The organism is Paenibacillus sp. BR2-3 (genome assembly GCF_046529485.1).
Lineage (GTDB): Bacteria > Bacillota > Bacilli > Paenibacillales > Paenibacillaceae > Paenibacillus_AQ.
Window position 1 is genome coordinate 73,117 of the sequence record NZ_CP126311.1, and the last position, 22,091, is coordinate 95,207.

Sequence of the window (22,091 nt, forward strand, 5' to 3'; positions counted from 1 at the left end):
TCCCACATGGACAAAATGAAGCTGCACCGGATGGAATATTACGGTTACCACGGAGTATATGAAGAAGAGCGCAAGCTGGGTCAACGTTACTACATTGATTTGGAATTGGAGCTGGATTTGCAGGGGGCAGCCCTAAGCGATGATCTGACCCTAACCGTGAATTATGCCGAAGTTCATGATCTTGTTAAAAGCATTGTCGAAAAAAAGTCCTTTAAGCTAATCGAAGCTTTGGGAGAATATATTGCATCCGCGTTACTTGACACTTATACTGTTATCAATGCAGTAACGGTCCAAGTGACCAAGCCGCATCCGCCGTTCGATATTCATTTTCAGGGAGTGACTGTTGAGCTGCGCAGAACTAGAAAGTGAGAAATGATCCATGAATAACCATTCTACCTCTGAAGAATCAGAGGCTTATATTGCTTTAGGGGCTAATTTGGGTGACCGGGAAGGGACGCTGGCAGAAGCTTTGAACCGCCTGAATGGGCATGAGGCCATTCAAATTGTCCGCTGTTCGGGAGTTTATGAGACAGAGCCGGTCGGCTACCTCGATCAACCGCAGTTTTTGAATATGGCGGCAGCCTTAGTGACGACGCTTGAACCCGAATCTTTACTGAATGTTATGCTTGAGATTGAAACAGGACTCGGACGCACACGCGATATCCGCAACGGTCCGAGAACGGTTGATTTAGACTTGTTGTGGATGGAAGGGCGATCCATGGACACGCCGCATCTAACACTTCCGCATCCCCGTATGCATGAGCGCGCATTCGTACTCTTTCCTCTAAACGATATTGTGCCGCAGGACGAAGGTTCCGGGCTCCGCCGTATCGTTACGTCAGCACTGGAAGACATAGATGGAAAGGATGGAATTCGGCTTTGGACAACAAGCGTATGGGAAGACGGGTTCGGGCATTCCGAAAGCTGAAGGGATTTACCCAACAGGAGCTTGCGGATCGTATCGGAGTTTCCTTGGCTGTGCTTGGTGCAGTCGAGAGGGGCAACAGACGTTTAGAAGATCAAATTTTAGATAAAATTGCGAGTGTTCTGGAGGTCTCCGTCCAGGAGCTGGCAAACCCATCTTTATAATAAAGACGGCAAAGGAAGTGAACTGCATGCTGAAAATCGGCGGCATTGAAATGAAAAACCAGGTTGTTCTGGCTCCAATGGCGGGTGTATGTAATCCGGCATTCCGGCTTATTGCCAAGGAGTTTGGTACCGGTCTTGTCTGTGCCGAAATGGTAAGCGATAAGGCCATTATTCATGGTAATAAACGCACACGTGAAATGCTGTTTGTGGACGAGCGTGAGAAACCGCTCAGCCTGCAGATTTTTGGCGGGGATCGCGAGTCTCTGGTAGAAGCGGCTAAAGTTGTCGATAAAGAGACCAATGCGGATATTATTGATATTAATATGGGCTGTCCCGTTCCGAAAGTCACCAAATGTGATGCGGGTGCGCGTTGGCTGCTGAATCCCGACAAAATTTACGAAATGGTCTCTGCAGTGGTGGAGGCTGTCGATAAACCGGTGACCGTTAAAATGCGCATCGGCTGGGATAGCGAGCATATTTTCGTTGAGGACAATGCACGCGCGGTAGAACGCGCCGGTGGTCAGGCCGTCAGCGTTCATGGACGGACACGGGAGCAGCTGTACACGGGCCATGCGAACTGGGATTATATCAGAATGGCCAAACAGGCTGTTTCTATCCCGATTATCGGCAACGGTGATGTAAATACGCCGGAAGATGCCCGGGCGATGCTGGATCAGACGGGCTGCGACGGCGTGATGATTGGTCGGGGTGCACTCGGCAATCCGTGGATGTTGTACCGTACGATACAGTATCTGAATACTGGTGAGCTTATGCCCGAGCCAACAGCGGAAGAGAAGATTAAAGTCGCTATTCTTCATATGGATCGTCTCGTCGATCTTAAAGGGGAGGCGGTAGCCGTACGTGAGATGCGCAAGCATCTGGCTTGGTATCTGAAAGGCCTCAAAGCGGCTGCGCGCGTGAAGGATGTTATTATGGAAGAAACCAAGCGTGATGAAATGGTGAGGATTTTGAATGATTTTGCCGAACAATTAAAACACGACGAGGAAAGCGGCATGGAAGGTGCCGGAGCGGCCCTCTCGACGGTATAAAAGGCGGCTTTTCTAGCATTTCTTGATTACACCGAACATTATATGGGGTATCATTGACATTTTGTAGCGGTTCCAATATAATTTCTCAGTATAAAATTACCGTTACAGTTACAGCATGCAGCAAGGAGGGTTCTTATCCCTCCAGATTCGCATATAGTTATGGTGTTTTCAATAAATGTATAACGACAGGAGAATCGGTTGAGATGAGCGATAAAGAAGTCATCCTTACACCGGACGGTCTAAAGCGTCTGGAAGAAGAATTGGAGACCCTCAAATCCGTAAAACGCCGCGAGGTGGCCGAACGGATTAAGGTGGCGATTGGTTATGGCGATATCAGTGAGAACTCGGAGTATGAGGACGCGAAGAACGAACAGGCTTTTATTGAAGGACGCGTAATCACTTTGGAAAAAATGCTCCGTAATGCACGTATTATCAATAGCAATGAGATCGTCACCGACGTGGTGAGCATCGGTGTTACCGTTAACGTTGAGGATATGGAGTATGGCGACGTTATGGAATATACCATCGTTGGTTCCGCTGAGTCTGATCCGCTCAACAACAAGATTTCCAACGAAAGCCCGGTAGGGAAAGCTATTATCGGTAAGAAAAAGGGAACTATCGTAGATGTAAGTGTACCTGCTGGCGTTATTCAATATAAAATCATCGATATCAAGATGAAGTAATTTTATGGACATTGCGTCTGCCGCTAACCTGCTGCTTTTTACATTGCAGTCCGGATTTATCGCCCTGGCGGCTGGTTTGAGAAAGCTTCCTTAGGGAAGCTTTTTTCAAAATTAAAGGAAGCGCAAAAATGTACTTATTTTAAATGGAACGGGACTGTCCTCACAATGATGAAGGCGGAGCCGTTTCTTCTTACGTATAGATACACTGAGTTATAAGAAGGGGATGTAAAGCATGACTGAAGAATTGAACAATGCGGATAACCAGGAGAAGGAGTTAAGTGAGCTGCTGCAAATCCGCCGGGCCAAATTGGACGAGCTGCGGGGTTTGGGAATTGATCCTTTCGGTAAAAAGTATGAGCGCACGGCTAACGCCGGAGACCTTCTCACCAAGTATGAGAGCATGACCAAAGAGGAACTAGACGAATTGGCGGTTGAAGTCAGCATAGCTGGACGTATTATGGCAAAACGGAGCATGGGTAAAGCCAGCTTCGCCCATCTTCAGGATCTCAGCGGTAAAATTCAAATCTACGTGCGGCAGGATAGTATTCCAGAAGCCCAATACGACGGATTTAGCATTTTGGATCTGGGGGATATCATCGGCGTAAGAGGAACGATTTTCAAAACAAAAACCGGAGAAACCTCTATTAAGGTACATAATCTTGAGGTGCTGTCCAAATCACTGCTTCCGCTTCCGGAGAAATACCATGGTCTGAAAGACGTAGAACTGCGATACCGCCAGCGTTATGTCGACCTAATTATTAATCCAGAGGTACAGCAGACGTTTATTGCCCGTTCCCGGATTATTCAATCGATGCGTCGTTATTTGGACTCCCTTGGCTATCTGGAGGTTGAAACGCCAACCCTGCATGCCATTGCCGGCGGTGCGGCTGCACGTCCCTTCATTACCTACCATAATACCCTTGAGATGCAGCTTTACATGCGGATTGCTATTGAGCTTCACTTGAAGCGTCTGATTGTTGGCGGTCTGGAAAAAGTGTATGAGATCGGACGTGTATACCGTAACGAAGGAATCTCTACCCGACATAACCCGGAATTCACAATGATTGAGCTCTATGAGGCTTATGCCGACTATAAGGACATTATGCATTTGACCGAGAGCCTGATTGCCCATATTGCTCAGGAAGTCCTCGGAACGCTAAAGGTGAATTATCAAGGCCAGGAAGTCGACCTGACACCTCAATGGCGCCGTGTATCTATGGTAGATGCGGTTAAGGAAGTAACGGGTGTAGACTTCAGTGTTCAAATGAGTGATGAAGAAGCTCAAGCTCTGGCTAAGGAACATCGTGTACCCGTTGAAAAGCATATGACCTTCGGACATATTCTGAATGCCTTTTTTGAGCAGTTTGTAGAGGAAACCCTAATTCAGCCTACGTTTGTTACAGGTCATCCGGTTGAAATTTCCCCGCTGGCCAAAAAGAACGATCTAGATCCACGCTTTACAGACCGGTTTGAGCTGTTTATCGTGGCACGTGAGCATGCTAATGCATTCAGTGAGTTGAACGATCCTATTGACCAGCGTCAGCGTTTTGAGGCACAGATCCATGAGAAAGAGCAAGGCAACGACGAAGCTCATGAGATGGATGATGATTTCATTCGCGCCCTGGAATACGGCATGCCGCCTACAGGTGGATTGGGTATCGGGGTGGACCGTCTGATTATGCTGCTCACGAACTCAGCATCGATTCGGGATGTACTGTTGTTCCCGCATATGCGCAACCGTACGGAATAGTAATAAGACAACCTTAACCAAGGGGCTCGCCTCGGTGGCGACTTCCCTTGGAGAAAGTTGAAGGCAAACCTGTAGAATCCATACAACCTAATGATATACACTAAGTTTCAAAAAAAGCTTGCAATAGATATTCACACATGGTATATTCTTATTCCGGCCAAGAAATGTTGATGGCGAGCTCGAAAAGAAATTAAAAAAAAGAGCTTGCATTACACGGTTGGATATGATATATTATAAGAGTTGCTGGTGAGCATTAATGACCGACAACGAGAACTTGATCTTTGAAAACTGAACAACGAGTGAGTGGGATTTTACGAAAGTGAAATCCAAAAAAATGAGAATGTAAATTCTCGTCAGATGTTTCAAAATGAGCTATCGCTCTTTTCAATATCTTTTCGGATGGTTATTTTCTCGGAGCGATTCGGGGAAGTAATCGCTCGAAAAAACCTAATTGGAGAGTTTGATCCTGGCTCAGGACGAACGCTGGCGGCATGCCTAATACATGCAAGTCGAGCGGAGTTTTATTGGGAGCTTGCTTTCAATAGGATTTAGCGGCGGACGGGTGAGTAACACGTAGGCAACCTGCCCCTTAGCCTGGGATAACTACCGGAAACGGTAGCTAATACCGGATAATTCCTTTCTTCTCCTGAAGGAAGGATGAAAGACGGAGCAATCTGTCACTGAGGGATGGGCCTGCGGCGCATTAGCTAGTTGGTGAGGTAACGGCTCACCAAGGCGACGATGCGTAGCCGACCTGAGAGGGTGAACGGCCACACTGGGACTGAGACACGGCCCAGACTCCTACGGGAGGCAGCAGTAGGGAATCTTCCGCAATGGGCGAAAGCCTGACGGAGCAATGCCGCGTGAGTGATGAAGGTTTTCGGATCGTAAAGCTCTGTTGCCAGGGAAGAACGTCTCATAGAGTAACTGCTATGAGAGTGACGGTACCTGAGAAGAAAGCCCCGGCTAACTACGTGCCAGCAGCCGCGGTAATACGTAGGGGGCAAGCGTTGTCCGGAATTATTGGGCGTAAAGCGCGCGCAGGCGGCTACTTAAGTCTGGTGTTTAAACCTTGGGCTCAACCTGAGGTCGCACTGGAAACTGGGTGGCTTGAGTACAGAAGAGGAAAGTGGAATTCCACGTGTAGCGGTGAAATGCGTAGATATGTGGAGGAACACCAGTGGCGAAGGCGACTTTCTGGGCTGTAACTGACGCTGAGGCGCGAAAGCGTGGGGAGCAAACAGGATTAGATACCCTGGTAGTCCACGCCGTAAACGATGAGTGCTAGGTGTTAGGGGTTTCGATACCCTTGGTGCCGAAGTTAACACAGTAAGCACTCCGCCTGGGGAGTACGGTCGCAAGACTGAAACTCAAAGGAATTGACGGGGACCCGCACAAGCAGTGGAGTATGTGGTTTAATTCGAAGCAACGCGAAGAACCTTACCAGGTCTTGACATCTGGGTGAAAACACTAGAGATAGTGTCCCTCTTCGGAGCACCCAAGACAGGTGGTGCATGGTTGTCGTCAGCTCGTGTCGTGAGATGTTGGGTTAAGTCCCGCAACGAGCGCAACCCTTAACTTTAGTTGCCAGCAGGTGAAGCTGGGCACTCTAGAGTGACTGCCGGTGACAAACCGGAGGAAGGTGGGGATGACGTCAAATCATCATGCCCCTTATGACCTGGGCTACACACGTACTACAATGGCCGGTACAACGGGAAGCGAAACCGCGAGGTGGAGCCAATCCCAGCAAAGCCGGTCTCAGTTCGGATTGCAGGCTGCAACTCGCCTGCATGAAGTCGGAATTGCTAGTAATCGCGGATCAGCATGCCGCGGTGAATACGTTCCCGGGTCTTGTACACACCGCCCGTCACACCACGAGAGTTTACAACACCCGAAGTCGGTGGGGTAACCCGCAAGGGAGCCAGCCGCCGAAGGTGGGGTAGATGATTGGGGTGAAGTCGTAACAAGGTAGCCGTATCGGAAGGTGCGGCTGGATCACCTCCTTTCTATGGAGAATCGTCACCTGCAATGGTGACATTCAAATACGAAGCGCAGGCTTCTATAAGAACCTTTAGGTTCAAGCTTAGGCTTTCGAAGCAGCTTTGCTTCGCAAAGCTTTTAACTCACTCGTTGCTCAGTTTTGAGAGTTTAAGCTCTCAAAGGTAACATCTAGTCTGGAATTTTGATCGGCACAGTCGTGCTCGACCCAAAAATCCAGAAACTTGATCCTTGAAAACTGGATACCGAAACGAATTTGCGTTTTAGAACATCTTTTAGCACACTTGTGCAAACAAGTGAATGTTATTAGTTGATACGATTCTCTCCTGAAGGAGTATTGAGTGATTGGGGTTTGTCTTTAGATGAACATCAATGGTCCGATATTTTTCCTACGGAAAAAATCGAGGTTAAGCTAATAAGAGCACACGGAGGATGCCTAGGCGCCAGGAGCCGACGAAGGACGTGGCGAACAACGAAACTGCCTCGGGGAGCTGTAAGCAAGCTTTGATCCGAGGGTGTCCGAATGGGGAAACCCAGCTGTGGTAATTCGCAGTTACTTCTCTCTGAACACATAGGAGAGATAGAGGCAGACCAGGGGAACTGAAACATCTAAGTACCCTGAGGAAGAGAAAACAATAGTGATTCCGTCAGTAGCGGCGAGCGAACGCGGAACAGCCTAAACTTGGGCGATTTATCGCCTGGGGGTTGTGGGACGTCTCCCATGGAGTTACAAAGGAATCTGGTAGGTGAAGAGGTCTGGAAAGGCCCGCGATAGAGGTAATAGCCCTGTAACCTAAACCATGTTCTCTCCGAGACGGATCCCGAGTAGTGCGGGGCACGTGAAACCCCGTATGAATCCAGCAGGACCATCTGCTAAGGCTAAATACTACCTGGCGACCGATAGTGAAACAGTACCGTGAGGGAAAGGTGAAAAGCACCCCGGAAGGGGAGTGAAATAGAACCTGAAACCGTGTGCTTACAAAAAGTCAGAGCCCGATCTATGGGTGATGGCGTGCCTTTTGTAGAATGAACCGGCGAGTTACGTTTAACATGCAAGGTTAAGGTGAGAAGCCGGAGCCGCAGCGAAAGCGAGTCTGAATAGGGCGACATAGTATGTGGACGTAGACCCGAAACCGTGTGATCTACCCCTGTCCAGGGTGAAGGTGCGGTAACACGCACTGGAGGCCCGAACCCACGCATGTTGAAAAATGCGGGGATGAGGTGGGGGTAGCGGAGAAATTCCAATCGAACTCGGAGATAGCTGGTTCTCCCCGAAATAGCTTTAGGGCTAGCCTCGGCACAAGAGTAATGGAGGTAGAGCACTGATTGGTTGCGGGGCCCGCAAGGGTTACCAAGATCAGTCAAACTCCGAATGCCATCTACTTATTGCCGGGAGTCAGACAGTGAGTGCTAAGATCCATTGTCAAAAGGGAAACAGCCCAGACCATCAGCTAAGGTCCCCAAGTGTGTGTTAAGTGGGAAAGGATGTGGAGTTGCACAGACAACCAGGATGTTGGCTTAGAAGCAGCCACCATTGAAAGAGTGCGTAATAGCTCACTGGTCGAGTGACTCTGCGCCGAAAATGTAACGGGGCTAAACACACCACCGAAGCTATGGCTAGGATCGACTTCACTGCTTCTTTGAGCGGTGTTTATCAGAGTAGACATTTATGCCTGAAATCATTTGAAAAGATGAGGGCTAAATGCTTCTAGGGATAAGCACACTTCGAAGCTGGAGTGAAGTCGATCCTGGGGTAGGGGAGCGTTGTATGTGGGTTGAAGGTGTACCGTAAGGAGCGCTGGACAGCATACAAGTGAGAATGCCGGTATGAGTAACGAAAAGATCAGTGAGAATCTGATCCGCCGAAAGCCCAAGGTTTCCTGAGGAAGGCTCGTCCGCTCAGGGTAAGTCGGGACCTAAGGCGAGGCCGAAAGGCGTAGTCGAAGGACAACAGTTTGAAATTACTGTACCACCGTAATCCGCTATGAGCGATGGGGTGACGCAGGAGGGTAGTGACGCGGACTGATGGATGTCCGTCTAAGCAGTGAGGCTGATGTGTAGGCAAATCCGCACATCATTAAGGCTGGGCTGTGATGGGGAGCGAAAATTACAGTAGCGAAGGTCATGATCTCACACTGCCAAGAAAAGCCTCTAGCCAGGAGAAGGTGCCCGTACCGCAAACCGACACAGGTAGGCGAGAAGAGAATTCTAAGGCGCGCGGAAGAACTCTCGTTAAGGAACTCGGCAAAATGACCCCGTAACTTCGGGAGAAGGGGTGCCCCGGTAGTGTGAATAGCACGAGGGGGCCGCAGTGAAAAGGCCCAAGCGACTGTTTAGCAAAAACACAGGTCTGTGCGAAGCCGCAAGGCGAAGTATACGGGCTGACGCCTGCCCGGTGCTGGAAGGTTAAGGGGAGCGGTTAGGAGCAATCCGAAGCTGTGAACCGAAGCCCCAGTAAACGGCGGCCGTAACTATAACGGTCCTAAGGTAGCGAAATTCCTTGTCAGGTAAATTCTGACCCGCACGAATGGCGTAACGACTTGGGCGCTGTCTCAACGAGAGATCCGGTGAAATTTTAATACCTGTGAAGATGCAGGTTACCCGCGACAAGACGGAAAGACCCCATGGAGCTTTACTGCAGCTTGATATTGAATTTGGGTACGATCTGTACAGGATAGGTGGGAGCCAGGGAAGCAGGAGCGCAAGCTTCTGCAGAGGCGACGTTGGGATACCACCCTGATCGTATCTAGGTTCTAACCTGGCACCCTAATCGGGTGCGGGGACCGTGTCAGGCGGGCAGTTTGACTGGGGCGGTCGCCTCCTAAAGAGTAACGGAGGCGTTCCAAGGTTCCCTCAGAATGGTTGGAAATCATTCGAAGAGTGCAAAGGCATAAGGGAGCTTGACTGCGAGACCTACAAGTCGAGCAGGGACGAAAGTCGGACTTAGTGATCCGGTGGTACCGCATGGAAGGGCCATCGCTCAACGGATAAAAGCTACCCTGGGGATAACAGGCTTATCTCCCCCAAGAGTCCACATCGACGGGGAGGTTTGGCACCTCGATGTCGGCTCATCGCATCCTGGGGCTGAAGTAGGTCCCAAGGGTTGGGCTGTTCGCCCATTAAAGCGGTACGCGAGCTGGGTTCAGAACGTCGTGAGACAGTTCGGTCCCTATCTGTCGTGGGCGCAGGAAATTTGAGAGGAGCTGTCCTTAGTACGAGAGGACCGGGATGGACGTACCGCTGGTGCATCAGTTGTTCCGCCAGGAGCATGGCTGAGTAGCTACGTACGGACGGGATAAGCGCTGAAAGCATCTAAGCGTGAAGCCCCCCTCAAGATGAGATTTCCCAATACGTAAGACCCCTTGAAGACGACGAGGTAGATAGGTTGGAGGTGGAAGTGCAGCAATGCATGGAGCTGACCAATACTAATCGGTCGAGGGCTTATCCAATATTTAATTCGCAGATTCGTTTCGGATTCAGTTTTCAGGGAGTCAAATTCCTGAAGTAGCTATAAGCTGCATGTCTTTTCTAGTGTTGGTTATTTTCCTGGAGAAATTCGGGGAGTGATACGACCGGAAAAAACCTGTTTGGTGGCGATAGCGGAGGGGTTCCACGCGTACCCATCCCGAACACGACCGTTAAGACCTCCAGCGCCGATGGTACTTGGACCGAAGGGTCCTGGGAGAGTAGGACGTTGCCAAGCACATGGAAGCCACTGTTGATTCATTTGACAGTGGTTTTTTTGTACATCGAATAACGAATTCAGTTGGTAGGAGCACTTGTACTAGATAGGGATTGTCCGCCTGGAGTGGACTTCCGTCCAAGAATTCGCTTTCGTGTATAAGGTTTTATGAATACCTCACTACTCCGTGTAATATTCTTGACAGTGCAAAAAGCCTTTGCTAAGATGGCAATAATATATTTTTGGACAAGCATCTCAAACCTTAAATGAAGATACGGAAATGTAAACTTCCAACGTCTCTTGTATTTGTCTATCTTGAATGGACTGGACTCGGAGTTTCTTCTTTCATAACGTTTGTGGGCCTAAGAAATAGATAATCGAGGAGGAATGACCCAGGTGTGGGAAGACAAGTTTGGTAAAGAGGGACTAACTTTTGATGATGTGCTGCTGGTTCCGCGGAAATCTGAGGTTTTGCCGAAGGAAGTGGATCTGTCTACCGTTCTAAGTAAGAACGTAAAACTGAATATTCCGCTTATGAGCGCAGGTATGGACACGGTAACAGAAGCAGCTATGGCGATTGCTATCGCGCGTGAGGGCGGCATCGGCATCATCCACAAGAATATGTCCGTGGAGCAGCAAGCGGAAGAGGTGGACCGTGTGAAACGCTCCGAGAGTGGTGTTATTACAAATCCTTTCTCTCTTACGCCAGACCACTGGGTATCTGATGCTGAACATTTGATGGGCAAGTACCGCATCTCGGGTGTACCTATTGTCGATGCGAACAATAAATTGGTTGGGATTTTGACGAATAGAGATTTGCGTTTTATCCATGATTATAACATCCGTATTAGCGAAGTCATGACTCATGATAATCTGGTTACCGCTGCTGTTGGAACCACTCTTCAGGAAGCCGAGGGCATTCTGCAGCGCCATAAGATCGAGAAGCTTCCTCTGGTTGATGAGAATAATATCCTTAAGGGTCTTATTACCATAAAGGATATTGAGAAAGCCATCCAATTCCCTAATGGGGCTAAGGATTCCCAAGGCCGGCTGCTTGTTGGTGCAGCTATTGGCATTTCCAAGGATACCTTTGAACGTGCTGAGGCCCTGGTTCAAGCGGGTGTTGACCTTATCACCGTGGATTCTGCGCATGGTCACCATATCAATATTATTGAAGCCGTTCGTCAACTGCGAAACCTCTACCCCGATTTAACAATTGTTGCCGGTAACGTAGCAACTGGTGACGCCACACGTGAACTGATTGAAGCAGGAGCATCGGTTGTTAAAGTGGGGATCGGGCCGGGCTCTATCTGTACAACACGCGTAATTGCCGGTATCGGTGTGCCACAGGTTACAGCTATTTACGATTGTGCAACAGTTGCTCGTGAATATGGAATTCCAGTCATTGCAGACGGCGGTATTAAGTACTCCGGTGAGATTACGAAGGCTATAGCGGCCGGTGCTCATGCTGTTATGATGGGAAGTCTGTTTGCAGGTACCGAAGAAAGTCCGGGCGAATCCGAGATTTATCAAGGCCGGAAATTTAAAGTATACCGCGGCATGGGCAGTATGAGTGCCATGAAGCAGGGAAGCAAGGATCGTTACTTCCAGGATGACGATAAGAAACTGGTTCCTGAAGGTATTGAAGGCCGTGTTGCTTTTAAAGGACCACTCTCCGATACGGTTCACCAGCTGATCGGCGGTCTCCGTTCAGGTATGGGCTATTGCGGTACCAAGAACCTGACAGAGCTGCGCAATGACACTTCTTTCATTCGTATTACCGGTGCAGGTTTGCGCGAAAGTCATCCACATGATGTACAGATTACAAAGGAAGCTCCCAATTATTCCTTGTAATCGACCTATACTGCTATTTTCCGGACGGACAAGGACGAATTTCGCCCTGTCTGTCTTTTTTTGCGGGTACCCCTGTGTTAGAATAGAACAAGCAATGGATACTGAGGTTTAAAAGGAGCGTATAAATCATTGAAGTACAAGCAGAAATTTAATGGTAAGCAATTGGTGATCAAGACAGCGACAGTAGGTCTGCTTTTAAATATGCTTATGTTCTCCGCTATTCCGGCAAATGCCGAAGGAGGAGAAACACCGGCCGCAACGGCGGCAGGGTCAACAGCGCCAGCTACAGCAACCGGTTCAGCAGTAAAGATCCCTTCTGTAGAATCGCTTGGTCTGGATTTGCGTTCAGCGGTGCTGATTGAGCCGACTACAGGACAGGTGTTGTTGTCATTAAACGCTGATGTCTCCCTTCCACCCGCCAGTATGACGAAGATGATGACGGAGTACCTTGTAGCTGATGCCGTTAAGAATGGCAAGATTACCTGGGATCAAAAGGTTGTCATTCAGGAAAATGCCGCCAAGCAAATCGGTTCACGTATTTTTCTCGCTGTAGGGGACGAACATACTGTTGAGGAGCTTTACATAGCGATGGCGGTTGGCTCTGCTAATGATGCCACGGTAGCTCTAGCGGAACTTGTTGGCGGATCAGAGCTGGAATTCGTGTCTATGATGAATGAGACAGCACAGAAGATGGGAATGAAAACGGCCTATTTTGTCAATTCTACAGGTCTTGATCGTGAAGATATGCCAGCAGAATTCCGTCCGGATACAGATAAAGAAACCGTAATGTCTGCCATGGACGCCGCTATTCTTGCTAAATATATAGTTACCGATCATCCTGATTTCACAAAATTCACAACTATTCAATCATACAAATTCCGCCCACGGGATAAGGATCCTATGATTAACTATAACTGGATGCTGGAGGCTAATAAGAATAACGTCAACTTTAAGGCCTACGCCTATCCGGGTCTGGATGGTTTAAAGACTGGACATACCACCAAAGCAGGAAACAATTTTACGGGTACGGCTATGCGTGATGGAATGCGGTTGATCAGTGTCGTAATGGGAGCAAACTCCGAAGCGCATCGATTCACCGAAACGAAGAAGGTGCTTGATTTTGGCTTTAATAATTTTGAAGTCAAACAGGTGATTTCACCGAAGTCCGTCGTACAAGGCAATGAAACCGTGCCGGTGCTCAAAGGGAAGAACAAAGACGTTTCCGTAGTTACCGATGAAGGAGTTACTTTTATCGTACCGAAAGGAACAGCATCCCCGGAGATTACCACCACAGTCGTTATTAATGATCCGGCAACTCTGGTTGCTCCTATTGCTAAAGGCTCAAAAGTAGGTAAGGTGACTTATTCCTACCAGGTTGAGGGCATGACTCAGGCTCAGCAGAAGACGGTGAATCTGATTACCTCGGATGAAGCGGAGAAAGCGGGCTGGTTTAAACTGCTCTTTAGAGCGATAGGAGAATTTTTAAGCGATCTGTTTAAAGGAATTAAAAACTTGTTCTAATGGGCTTTCTTGCCGGATCAGTAGAAATTCCGAGTAAATGGGTTGTATATTTAGCCGCCTTGCGGTAAAATTACATGTTAGATTAAGATAGATCAATCGGGAGGCTTGGACATGGAAACAGGAACATCGCGAGTTAAAAGAGGCATGGCAGAAATGCAAAAAGGCGGCGTCATCATGGACGTCATGAATGCAGAACAAGCAAAAATTGCTGAGGCTGCGGGTGCAGTAGCCGTTATGGCTCTGGAACGCGTACCTTCCGATATTCGGGCAGCCGGAGGTGTAGCACGGATGGCTGATCCTACTATTGTAGAAGAGGTTATCAAAGTGGTGAGCATTCCTGTTATGGCTAAAGCTCGTATCGGACATTACGTAGAAGCGAAAGTACTCGAGTCGCTGGGTGTAGACTATCTGGACGAGAGCGAAGTGCTTACACCTGCTGACGAAGTGTTCCATATCAATAAACGTGAATTCACGGTTCCTTTCGTATGTGGAGCAAAGGATCTTGGAGAAGCACTGCGTCGTATTAACGAAGGTGCATCTATGATCCGTACCAAAGGCGAACCGGGAACAGGCAATATTGTGGAGGCTGTGCGCCATATGCGTTTCATTAACAGCCAAATCCGCAAGGTAACCAATTTATCCCTGGACGAGCTTTATAATGAAGCTAAAATTTTGGGCGTTCCTTATGAACTGCTGCTTGAAGTGCATGAGCTTGGCAAACTGCCTGTTGTTAACTTTGCGGCTGGCGGCGTAGCTACACCGGCTGATGCGGCTCTGATGATGCATTTGGGAGCTGACGGTGTGTTCGTCGGATCAGGTATTTTCAAATCGGACAACCCTGAGAAGTTCGCACGTGCGATTGTGGAAGCAACCACACACTTCACCGATTACAAATTGATTGCTGAAGTATCCAAGAATCTGGGTACTCCGATGAAGGGTATTGATATTGCGACTCTGACGCCGGCTGAACGCATGTCGGAGCGTGGCCGTTAATAGAGAGAAGGTTACCGGATGAGAATAGGAGTGCTGGCGCTGCAGGGCGCTGTAACAGAGCATATTGTCAGTATAGGGAAGACCGGAGCTGAAGGCTTGCCGATCAAGCGGGTAGAGCAGCTCGAAGAGGTTGAAGGTCTGATTATCCCGGGTGGAGAGAGTACTACGATCGGTAAGCTGATGCGCAAGTATGGCTTCATCGAGGCCATCCGTGATTTCTCAGGCCAAGGTAAGCCGATCTTCGGGACCTGCGCAGGTATGATCGTGCTGGCTAAGGAAATTGCCGGCGGTGAGCCCGGACATTTAGAACTGATGGACATTACCGTGGCACGGAATGCATTTGGACGCCAGCGGGAAAGCTTTGAATGCGATCTGGATGTAAAAGGCATTGAGGAGCCGGTTCGGGCGGTATTTATCCGTGCGCCGCTTATTAATGAAGTAGGGCCTGAAGTCGAGGTGCTCTCCATTTACAAGGATGAGATCGTGACCGCACGCCAAGGCAATCTGCTTGTCTCATCATATCACCCGGAACTAACGGATGATTACAGGCTTCATCAGTATTTTACCGATATGGTACAAGTGAGCAGGACATCATCCGAGTAATAGAACTGCATATAAGAACATCCTTACTCTTTCAAAGCTGATACCAGCAACTTGAAAGAGTTAAGGCTGTTTTCAGGAGGGAACCTTTGTGTTAGATGTTAAAGTATTACGCAGTGATTATGCCAGCGTAGAGAAGGCATTGGCGAACCGGGGCAAATCGCTTGATTTGATTGCTGGCTTTCCACCATTGGATCTACGTCGCCGTGAGCTGCTTCAGGAGACGGAAGGCCTTAAGAATCGTCGTAACACTGTATCTGGAGAAGTAGCAAAGCGCAAGAAGAATGGAGAGCCTGCGGATGAGTTGATCACCGAGATGCGCACAGTGTCAGACCGGATCAAAGAACTGGATGATGAGGTGCGGGAGCTGGAGTCTCAAATTTCCGAGCTGACGCTGAGTATACCGAACATCCCTCATGCTTCGGTGCCCATTGGCAAATCCGAGGAAGAGAACGTCGAAGTAAGGCGCTGGTCTACTCCGCGTGAATTCGGCTTTACACCAAAATCCCATTGGGAACTGGCTCAGAATTTGAACATTATTGATTTTGAAGCCGCTGCCAAGGTTACGGGTTCCCGTTTTGCTTTTTATAAGGGACTTGGAGCACGTCTCGAACGCGCCCTGATTAACTTTATGATGGATCTTCACAGCGGTGAGCATAACTATGAGGAAATGCTGCCTCCTTACATTGTAAACAAGGATAGCTTATATGGTACCGGACAGCTTCCTAAGTTCGAAGAGGATCTTTTCAAGCTGCGGGATACCGAATATTATTTAATTCCTACGGCTGAAGTTCCGGTTACGAATTATTATCGTGAAGAAATCCTGACTGCTGCCGATCTGCCCAAATATCATGTAGCCTACAGCTCCTGTTTCCGTTCAGAAGCAGGATCAGCGGGGCGTGATACGCGCGGATTGATTCGTCAGCATCAATTCAATAAAGTAGAGCTGGTGAAGCTTACAACTCCGGAATCGTCCTATGAGGAGCTGGAAAAAATGACAGCAGATGCTGAACGTGTGCTGCAGCTGCTGGAATTGCCATATCGTGTCCTGGGGCTCTGTACAGGCGACATGGGCTTTACATCTGCGAAGACGTACGATTTGGAAGTTTGGCTGCCTGAAAGCGGAATGTACCGCGAAATTTCCTCCTGTTCGAATACCGAGGATTTTCAAGCACGCCGGGCCAACATTCGATTCCGTTCTGAACCCAAGGCTAAGCCGGAATTCGTACATACCCTGAATGGTTCAGCGCTCGCGGTTGGCCGTACAGTAGCCGCTATTCTTGAAAATTATCAGCAGGAAGACGGCACTGTTTTGATTCCGGAATGTCTTCAACCCTATATGCGTAACGTGAAATCCATTGGCCCCAAATCCACTCAATAATATAGTTGCGTATCTTTGCTTTGTATGATATAATATTAATGCATGTGAAATTTTGATGCATTGGAGAGGTACCGAAGCGGTCATAACGGGGCGGTCTTGAAAACCGTTAGGGTGCAAGCCCACATGGGTTCGAATCCCATCCTCTCCGCCATTCCTAAATATTCAGTTTGAATATAGCTATAAGTCGTTTCCTTCGGGAGGCGGCTTTTTTGTTTTTCTGTATTTACCTTTGGTGGATGTTCCTCATTTTATGGACTGAGAACCAGCAGGGAATAAAAAGCCTGTTTTCTCCGCAATGTAATAGGGAAAGGAGGCTGAATATAAAATGGACCGACCATTGCAGTTAGATCAACATAGTCTTGTAACGGCTTGGGAAGAGCGGCTGCCTGAACTGATGAATGACGGAGACAGCTTTTCCGTGCAGGCTGACGAAGCTGACAAGCAGAGCTTGCGTATTCATTTTAATGCGGCAGGCCACCAGGCATATTCTCTTGATTTCCGCTGTACTTATGTAGATAGTCGGGAGGTTGCTGTGGATCTGATTGATGTGGAGAAGAGTGGCCGTCACACAGATGAGCATACGGATGCTGTACAGCTTTTGGCCCAGCAATATACACGGCAGATTCACGAGTGTGCACAAGCTCTTCAGGGCTTGACCAATCCATAGGAGGCGAGAAAAGATGAGTAAGCCCAAAACTATCCAGGTTCCGGGGGGGCAACCGTCCGAAGGGAATCAAAAGAGAGAGCACAAAAAATCCGGTCCAGAGCCGCTTTCCGGCTCCAAAAAAGTAAAGCAGGCCAACCATGTAGACCATAATAATCCGGAAGGCTAATCAGGTAAAATAAACTAATTTGAAGTAATTTGTTTTCCAATTTCGACAAATGGTTTATCATTAGGAAGGGGAAGCATTTCTTTACATGGGAGAGGAGAGAAATAATGATTAAAAAGTGGGGTATTTCAGCAGCAGCATTGCTGTTAGCAGCAGTATTGATACTGCCGGGGTGTGCAAGCAAACAGGAGCCGAAAGAGGCCTTGAAAGCAGCAGCTACCAAAGCAACTACAATGACTTCGTATGAAACGAAGAGCAGGTTCGTTATTAACAACCTGACTATAGACGAAGAATCAGCAGGCGAAGCGGATGGGATGACAACTCAGGTGCTTAGTATGCTCAAGAATGCGGAGATTACGGTAGATAGTGTCTATCAGGCGGATCCGATGCAGACTGAGGCAACGCTGGTATTGAATTTGAAGGGCGATATGGCCATGAGTTTCACGGTGCCGATGGTAATAACTACAGAGAAGGTGTTTATTAAAATTCCTTCCATTCCGTTTTTACCGCTTCCGGAGACTGTTGTAGGCAAGTTCCTTGAACTTGATCTGAAAGAGCTGGCAGAACAGGAAGGGACTGAATTTAACCCTGGTGCTCTGGATACGGCAAAGGCTCAGAAGCTTTCTAATGAAGTAATGGACACATTTCTAGCCGAATACGATGAAGCCGAGTATTTTAAGGACATAGATCCTAAGAATGCTAAACTGCCGGAGGGTGTCGATGCCAAGCAGGTCGTTCAGTTCCAGGTGACTAATGACAACGTCAAAGAAGCGATCACAATCTTTGTGAACAACGCTTTGCCGAAAATCATCGATATATTGGGCAAGGACGAATACAAGGAAATGCTGCAAATCGACGCTGCAGACCTGGCCAAAGCCAAAGAAGAAATACAGTCTGGTGAAACTAGAACCGAGATGGATAAAGTTCTTGCCGATCCTGGCAAATATTTGACGGTTAACCAGTTCAAGTTCAATACAGCCATTAATAAGGATGAATTTCCGGTGTATCAGGATCTGTTAATGGATGTAAAAATGACTGATCCGGAAGCGGGTACGAAGATGGGTCTATCACTAACTGGAAGTAACCAGTACAGCCGGATCAATGAGAAACCGGAGTTTAAAATCGGTATTCCCCAAGGTGATGACGTAGTAAGCATGGAAGAGCTGGAGCAACAGTTCAACGAAATGGGCGCGTACTAACCTCTAAAATGTCAAAATCCCGTATTAGGCGTGAAATAGGCCAATACGGGATTTTTGCTGTGTGCTCATAATTAATATCTATAGAGGCTCTCCGGCTAATATAGCGAAGGTCTGGTGATCCTGCCATTGTCCATTAATCTTGATAAAACCGCGGGCGATCCCTTCGGCTGCTGACCCTCCAAAGTATAGAAATCCTCTTCATGTAGTGGCTCATACCGCCTGTGGGCGCTCCGGTTATGCAGACGTAACTTCATCAGCTTATCTGCATCCCCAAGCTGAACCGGGGAAATATATATACCTATTGGTGTATCATGATAAGCCAGGGTCATTAGCTCGCTCCTCAACTGTAGTCCTGATTTTGGCATGCTTTTGGCGTAAACGCCGGAAAAATGAGGTTAACAGCTCTGCGCATTCGTCTTGCAGGATACCCTGTACCACTTCCGTACGATGATTGAAGCGCGGCTCATCCAGCAAATTCATAAGTGTGCCTGCACAGCCGGCCTTCGGATCAGGCGTACCATACACGGTCAGAGGGACTCTGGACTGTACAATTGCGCCTGCGCACATGGGACAAGGCTCCAGTGTTACATAGAGACAGCAGTCCAGCAGGCGCCAGGAATTCAAAGTTTTGCTCGCCTCTCTGATGGCCACCATCTCCGCATGAGCCGTTGAATCCATTGTGGTTTCACGCAGATTGTATCCGCGGCCGATAATTTCACCCCGGCATACCACAATAGCTCCAATAGGAACCTCTCCCAGTGCTTCTGCTTTACGGGCCTCGGCAATCGCCTTCTTCATCCAGAATTCATGCATCAGCTGTTCATCAAGCTCTTTATTTTCCAGATCACTCAAAATGATATTCTCCTTTTTTCAGCGGATTGTCCAACGAACAAATATTCGCTCTTAACAAATTGTGCATAAGTCTGTGGATAACAGCCGACTTATGCACAATTTTGTGCACATCTTAATTTAAAGATTTGTATATATGTGTATAACGGGTGGAAGATTCTTTATTTATTGTAGAGAAAGAAATTTTGAATTTCAATATTTCCTGAAATAGAAAGCTTCCTTTAAATGTCTTTCCAAATGAGTAGGCAAAAGGTATGATATTTATTGAGTACTCCGCTAGGATTTACCAGCGGGTAAGAGGTGAATATAAGCTTGTCTATACAAAAGAAACTATCAGGTATTATTTTTGGTTCAGTCTTGCTTATTTTGGCACTGAATCAGACTTTAAACCTTTATGCTGCCTGGGATAATCTGCGCAATGAAAGCGAAAGCAACATGAAAATGGTCGCCATGCAGATTGCCGTGTCTGTAGAACAGAGCAGATATAGCTCCAACTATGTCGAGGATCAAATTGCCCGGAACTTGCGGATGGCGGCCATACTTGCTGCCAATGAACTGGATCCGGAGATCGGGAACATAAACAATGACAAGCTTAAGGATCTGGCTAAAAAGCTGGAAATCTCCAATATCTCGCTGCTCGTCAAGACAAAAGATGATGTTGTAGTAGCTAAATCATCAGATCCTAAAGAACTGGGTTTATCTACAAAAGGGTGGGGATATTGGTATACCGCTTTCTTGCAGCTGTTCGATAACCATAATGTCTCCGTTGTGCAAGGGCAGAAAATGGAGAATTTTTGGTCGGGACCGTTCGAATATTCGTCCTCAAATCCTGAGTATATTGAGAAATGGGGATACTATCATGATGGGAAAAGAAACTACATCATTGATCCCTATATCCGCAGCACCTCTGTCAGCGACTACATCAAAATAATGAGCCCCAATGAAATTGTACAGCAGAGCAAAGACGTTAATCCCGGAATCCTGGAGATCACAGGCATTAATCCGGAGACATTTGGTTCAGACACGATGGAGCCCGATGGAAACGATAGTGTAAATGTGAAGCTGCGGAATCGTCCGATTAAATATGGAACGTATAAGTATGGAAATGTGGAAAAGGATAAACTGGCAATAGCAAAAGCCTTGGGCCAACAAGAGCCGGTTATGCTAGATGAGGTAGTCCTTGGCAAAAAGGTGCTCAAAAGCTTTATTCCGGTTTCCCGGCCCGGTATGGGTTCTTACGTTATCAGTGTGGTTATGGATTACTCGGTCATTTCTTCGGTTATCAAAAACCAGCTCATCAATAATATTTCCATTTCCTTATTGCTGCTGGCCGCCTTTTTGTTGGGCAGTCATGTGTTAGCCGGATTTATTATCCGTCCTATTCAGGAGATTCTGGCTAAAGTTAATAATGTGGCCCAAGGGGAGTTTGAGCCTCCGCTAATGGTGCGCAGTAGGGACGAGCTGGGGCTGCTGGCCCTCCGAATCAATGCGATGACACATCATCTCATGCAGCACACCAATCGTCTGGGACAGACGCTGGAAGAGAACCGGGCAGTAAAGGAGCACCTGGAATCTGTTATTAACGGTACCTCTGATGCGATTCATACTATGGATATGCATGGACGGATTATCAGTGTTAATCGCGCCTTTGAAGATTTGTATGGATGGAGTGCGGCGGAGGTTGTAGGCCAGACACCCTATTTGATACCAGCCACAGCGCTGGAACAGGAAGAAGAGCGGCTCGAGGAACTGAAGAACGGTGGAGGGCTTCCTCCCATAGAAACCGTAAGGCTTAAACGGAACGGAACAGTTGTCGAAGTTAGTGTAAGTACCTCTGTAATCCGCGATGAGGAAGGCGACCCGCTATCATTCATACATGTCTCCCGGGATATGACGGAGCGAAACCGGATGGAAGAACTGTTAAGACGCTCCGAGAAGCTTACCACTGTCGGTCAGCTGGCTGCAGGTGTGGCACACGAAATCCGTAATCCGCTCACTACACTACGGGGCTTCCTGCAGCTGCAGCAGGAGAAGAAGCTGCTTATACCGCTGCATATTGATTTAATGCTGTCTGAACTGGAAAGGATTAATCTGATCGTCAGTGAATTTCTGATCTTAGCCAAACCGCAGGCCGTACACTTTCAGCAAAAAGATGTTCATTATATCCTGACTGATGTTATTTCCCTATTGGATAGTCAAGCGCACCTATGCGGTATCCAGTTTGAGAGCAAATTCTCCGATAAGCCGGCAACTGTACACTGCGAGGAGAATCAGCTGAAGCAAGTATTCATCAATATTGTCAAAAATGCAATCGAGGCCATGCCTGCCGGTGGGACGATTACGATTGAGCAAAGTCTTGATCAAGAATCCGTAGTGATTGTTATAGCTGATGAAGGAGAAGGCATACCCGAGGAAATGCTGCCTAAGCTGGGTGAGCCGTTCTTTACGAATAAGGAGACCGGCACCGGCCTCGGACTCATGATTAGCCAGCGTATTATTCAGGCTCATAAAGGCAGCCTGGAAATTCAGAGCGAGGTTGGCCGCGGTACGGTGATTACGATCAAAATGCCATTCGCCGGGGAGGCTGCTCCGCAAGAGAGCATTTAATGAAGA

At 48.0% G+C, this 22,091-nt stretch carries 16 protein-coding genes, 1 tRNA gene and 3 rRNA genes; 19 read left to right on the forward strand and 1 reads right to left on the reverse strand.

Annotation, left to right across the window (positions count from 1 at the left end; genetic code table 11):
• The first annotated feature begins 6 nt into the window (after nt 1-6).
• The 18 genes from folB (at nt 7) to PaeBR_RS00435 (ending at nt 18,629) form a co-directional block, all read left to right on the forward strand.
• Nucleotides 7-369, forward strand: a complete 363-nt coding sequence (folB, locus tag PaeBR_RS00350; protein WP_410512989.1) for a dihydroneopterin aldolase — start codon at nt 7-9, stop codon at nt 367-369.
• Nucleotides 370-379: 10 nt separating this feature from the next.
• Nucleotides 380-928 (forward strand): 2-amino-4-hydroxy-6-hydroxymethyldihydropteridine diphosphokinase, encoded by a 549-nt coding sequence (gene folK, locus PaeBR_RS00355; RefSeq protein ID WP_410512990.1) that lies wholly within the window; start codon nt 380-382, stop codon nt 926-928.
• Nucleotides 880-1,089 carry a helix-turn-helix domain-containing protein gene (locus tag PaeBR_RS00360; RefSeq protein ID WP_410512991.1) on the forward strand — a complete coding sequence of 70 codons (210 nt, stop codon included), beginning with the start codon at nt 880-882 and terminating at the stop codon, nt 1,087-1,089. The genes folK and PaeBR_RS00360 overlap by 49 nt, the downstream gene beginning before the upstream one ends.
• 26 nt (nt 1,090-1,115) lie before the next feature.
• Nucleotides 1,116-2,138: a tRNA dihydrouridine synthase DusB gene (dusB, locus tag PaeBR_RS00365; protein WP_410512992.1), complete on the forward strand. Its 1,023-nt coding sequence runs from the start codon at nt 1,116-1,118 to the stop codon at nt 2,136-2,138.
• Between the two features lie 203 nt (nt 2,139-2,341).
• A complete protein-coding gene (gene greA / locus PaeBR_RS00370) occupies nt 2,342-2,821 on the forward strand; it encodes a transcription elongation factor GreA (RefSeq protein ID WP_410512993.1) in 480 nt (159 codons plus the stop codon).
• Nucleotides 2,822-3,053: 232 nt separating this feature from the next.
• Nucleotides 3,054-4,571 carry a lysine--tRNA ligase gene (gene lysS, locus PaeBR_RS00375; protein WP_410512994.1) on the forward strand — a complete coding sequence of 506 codons (1,518 nt, stop codon included), beginning with the start codon at nt 3,054-3,056 and terminating at the stop codon, nt 4,569-4,571.
• Between the two features lie 448 nt (nt 4,572-5,019).
• Nucleotides 5,020-6,577 (forward strand): 16S ribosomal RNA (locus tag PaeBR_RS00380).
• Between the two features lie 397 nt (nt 6,578-6,974).
• A 23S ribosomal RNA gene (locus tag PaeBR_RS00385) occupies nt 6,975-10,018 on the forward strand.
• A gap of 137 nt (nt 10,019-10,155) precedes the next feature.
• Nucleotides 10,156-10,272: ribosomal RNA gene (gene rrf, locus PaeBR_RS00390) — 5S ribosomal RNA — on the forward strand.
• The 16S, 23S and 5S rRNA genes sit together here, the layout of an rRNA operon.
• 375 nt (nt 10,273-10,647) lie before the next feature.
• On the forward strand, nt 10,648-12,105 hold the full coding sequence (guaB, locus tag PaeBR_RS00395; protein ID WP_410515021.1) for an IMP dehydrogenase: 1,458 nt from the start codon (nt 10,648-10,650) through the stop codon (nt 12,103-12,105).
• A 129-nt stretch (nt 12,106-12,234) separates the two neighbouring features.
• Nucleotides 12,235-13,626: a D-alanyl-D-alanine carboxypeptidase family protein gene (locus PaeBR_RS00400; RefSeq protein WP_410512995.1), complete on the forward strand. Its 1,392-nt coding sequence runs from the start codon at nt 12,235-12,237 to the stop codon at nt 13,624-13,626.
• Between the two features lie 111 nt (nt 13,627-13,737).
• On the forward strand, nt 13,738-14,619 hold the full coding sequence (gene pdxS / locus PaeBR_RS00405) for a pyridoxal 5'-phosphate synthase lyase subunit PdxS (RefSeq protein ID WP_410512996.1): 882 nt from the start codon (nt 13,738-13,740) through the stop codon (nt 14,617-14,619).
• 18 nt (nt 14,620-14,637) lie between these two features.
• Entirely contained in the window at nt 14,638-15,222 is a 585-nt protein-coding gene (gene pdxT, locus PaeBR_RS00410; RefSeq protein WP_410512997.1) for a pyridoxal 5'-phosphate synthase glutaminase subunit PdxT, read from the forward strand.
• An 88-nt stretch (nt 15,223-15,310) separates the two neighbouring features.
• Entirely contained in the window at nt 15,311-16,600 is a 1,290-nt protein-coding gene (serS, locus tag PaeBR_RS00415) for a serine--tRNA ligase (protein WP_410512998.1), read from the forward strand.
• A gap of 62 nt (nt 16,601-16,662) precedes the next feature.
• A tRNA-Ser gene (locus PaeBR_RS00420) sits at nt 16,663-16,751 on the forward strand.
• A 174-nt stretch (nt 16,752-16,925) separates the two neighbouring features.
• A complete protein-coding gene (locus PaeBR_RS00425) occupies nt 16,926-17,267 on the forward strand; it encodes a hypothetical protein (RefSeq protein WP_410512999.1) in 342 nt (113 codons plus the stop codon).
• Between the two features lie 13 nt (nt 17,268-17,280).
• Nucleotides 17,281-17,433: a small acid-soluble spore protein P gene (locus PaeBR_RS00430; protein ID WP_410513000.1), complete on the forward strand. Its 153-nt coding sequence runs from the start codon at nt 17,281-17,283 to the stop codon at nt 17,431-17,433.
• 104 nt (nt 17,434-17,537) lie between these two features.
• Complete coding sequence (locus tag PaeBR_RS00435; RefSeq protein ID WP_410513001.1) at nt 17,538-18,629, forward strand: hypothetical protein; 1,092 nt, start codon at nt 17,538-17,540, stop codon at nt 18,627-18,629.
• A gap of 309 nt (nt 18,630-18,938) precedes the next feature.
• On the opposite strand, the gene tadA is transcribed toward PaeBR_RS00435, so the two are convergent.
• On the reverse strand, nt 18,939-19,442 hold the full coding sequence (gene tadA, locus PaeBR_RS00440; RefSeq protein ID WP_410515022.1) for a tRNA adenosine(34) deaminase TadA: 504 nt from the start codon (nt 19,440-19,442) through the stop codon (nt 18,939-18,941).
• 348 nt (nt 19,443-19,790) lie between these two features.
• On the opposite strand from tadA, the gene PaeBR_RS00445 reads away from it, so the two are divergent.
• Nucleotides 19,791-22,085, forward strand: coding sequence for an ATP-binding protein (locus tag PaeBR_RS00445; RefSeq protein ID WP_410513002.1), 2,295 nt, complete (start codon nt 19,791-19,793; stop codon nt 22,083-22,085).
• Nucleotides 22,086-22,091 lie beyond the last annotated feature (6 nt).

Coding starts and splice junctions, on each gene's coding strand:
- folB (WP_410512989.1), top strand. CDS start 7: ATGGACAAAATGAAGCTGCACCGGATGGAATATTACGGTTACCACGGA.
- folK (WP_410512990.1), top strand. CDS start 380: ATGAATAACCATTCTACCTCTGAAGAATCAGAGGCTTATATTGCTTTA.
- dusB (WP_410512992.1), top strand. CDS start 1,116: ATGCTGAAAATCGGCGGCATTGAAATGAAAAACCAGGTTGTTCTGGCT.
- greA (WP_410512993.1), top strand. CDS start 2,342: ATGAGCGATAAAGAAGTCATCCTTACACCGGACGGTCTAAAGCGTCTG.
- lysS (WP_410512994.1), top strand. CDS start 3,054: ATGACTGAAGAATTGAACAATGCGGATAACCAGGAGAAGGAGTTAAGT.
- pdxS (WP_410512996.1), top strand. CDS start 13,738: ATGGAAACAGGAACATCGCGAGTTAAAAGAGGCATGGCAGAAATGCAA.
- pdxT (WP_410512997.1), top strand. CDS start 14,638: ATGAGAATAGGAGTGCTGGCGCTGCAGGGCGCTGTAACAGAGCATATT.
- PaeBR_RS00425 (WP_410512999.1), top strand. CDS start 16,926: ATGGACCGACCATTGCAGTTAGATCAACATAGTCTTGTAACGGCTTGG.
- PaeBR_RS00430 (WP_410513000.1), top strand. CDS start 17,281: ATGAGTAAGCCCAAAACTATCCAGGTTCCGGGGGGGCAACCGTCCGAA.
- PaeBR_RS00435 (WP_410513001.1), top strand. CDS start 17,538: ATGATTAAAAAGTGGGGTATTTCAGCAGCAGCATTGCTGTTAGCAGCA.
- tadA (WP_410515022.1), bottom strand. CDS start 19,442: ATGCATGAATTCTGGATGAAGAAGGCGATTGCCGAGGCCCGTAAAGCA.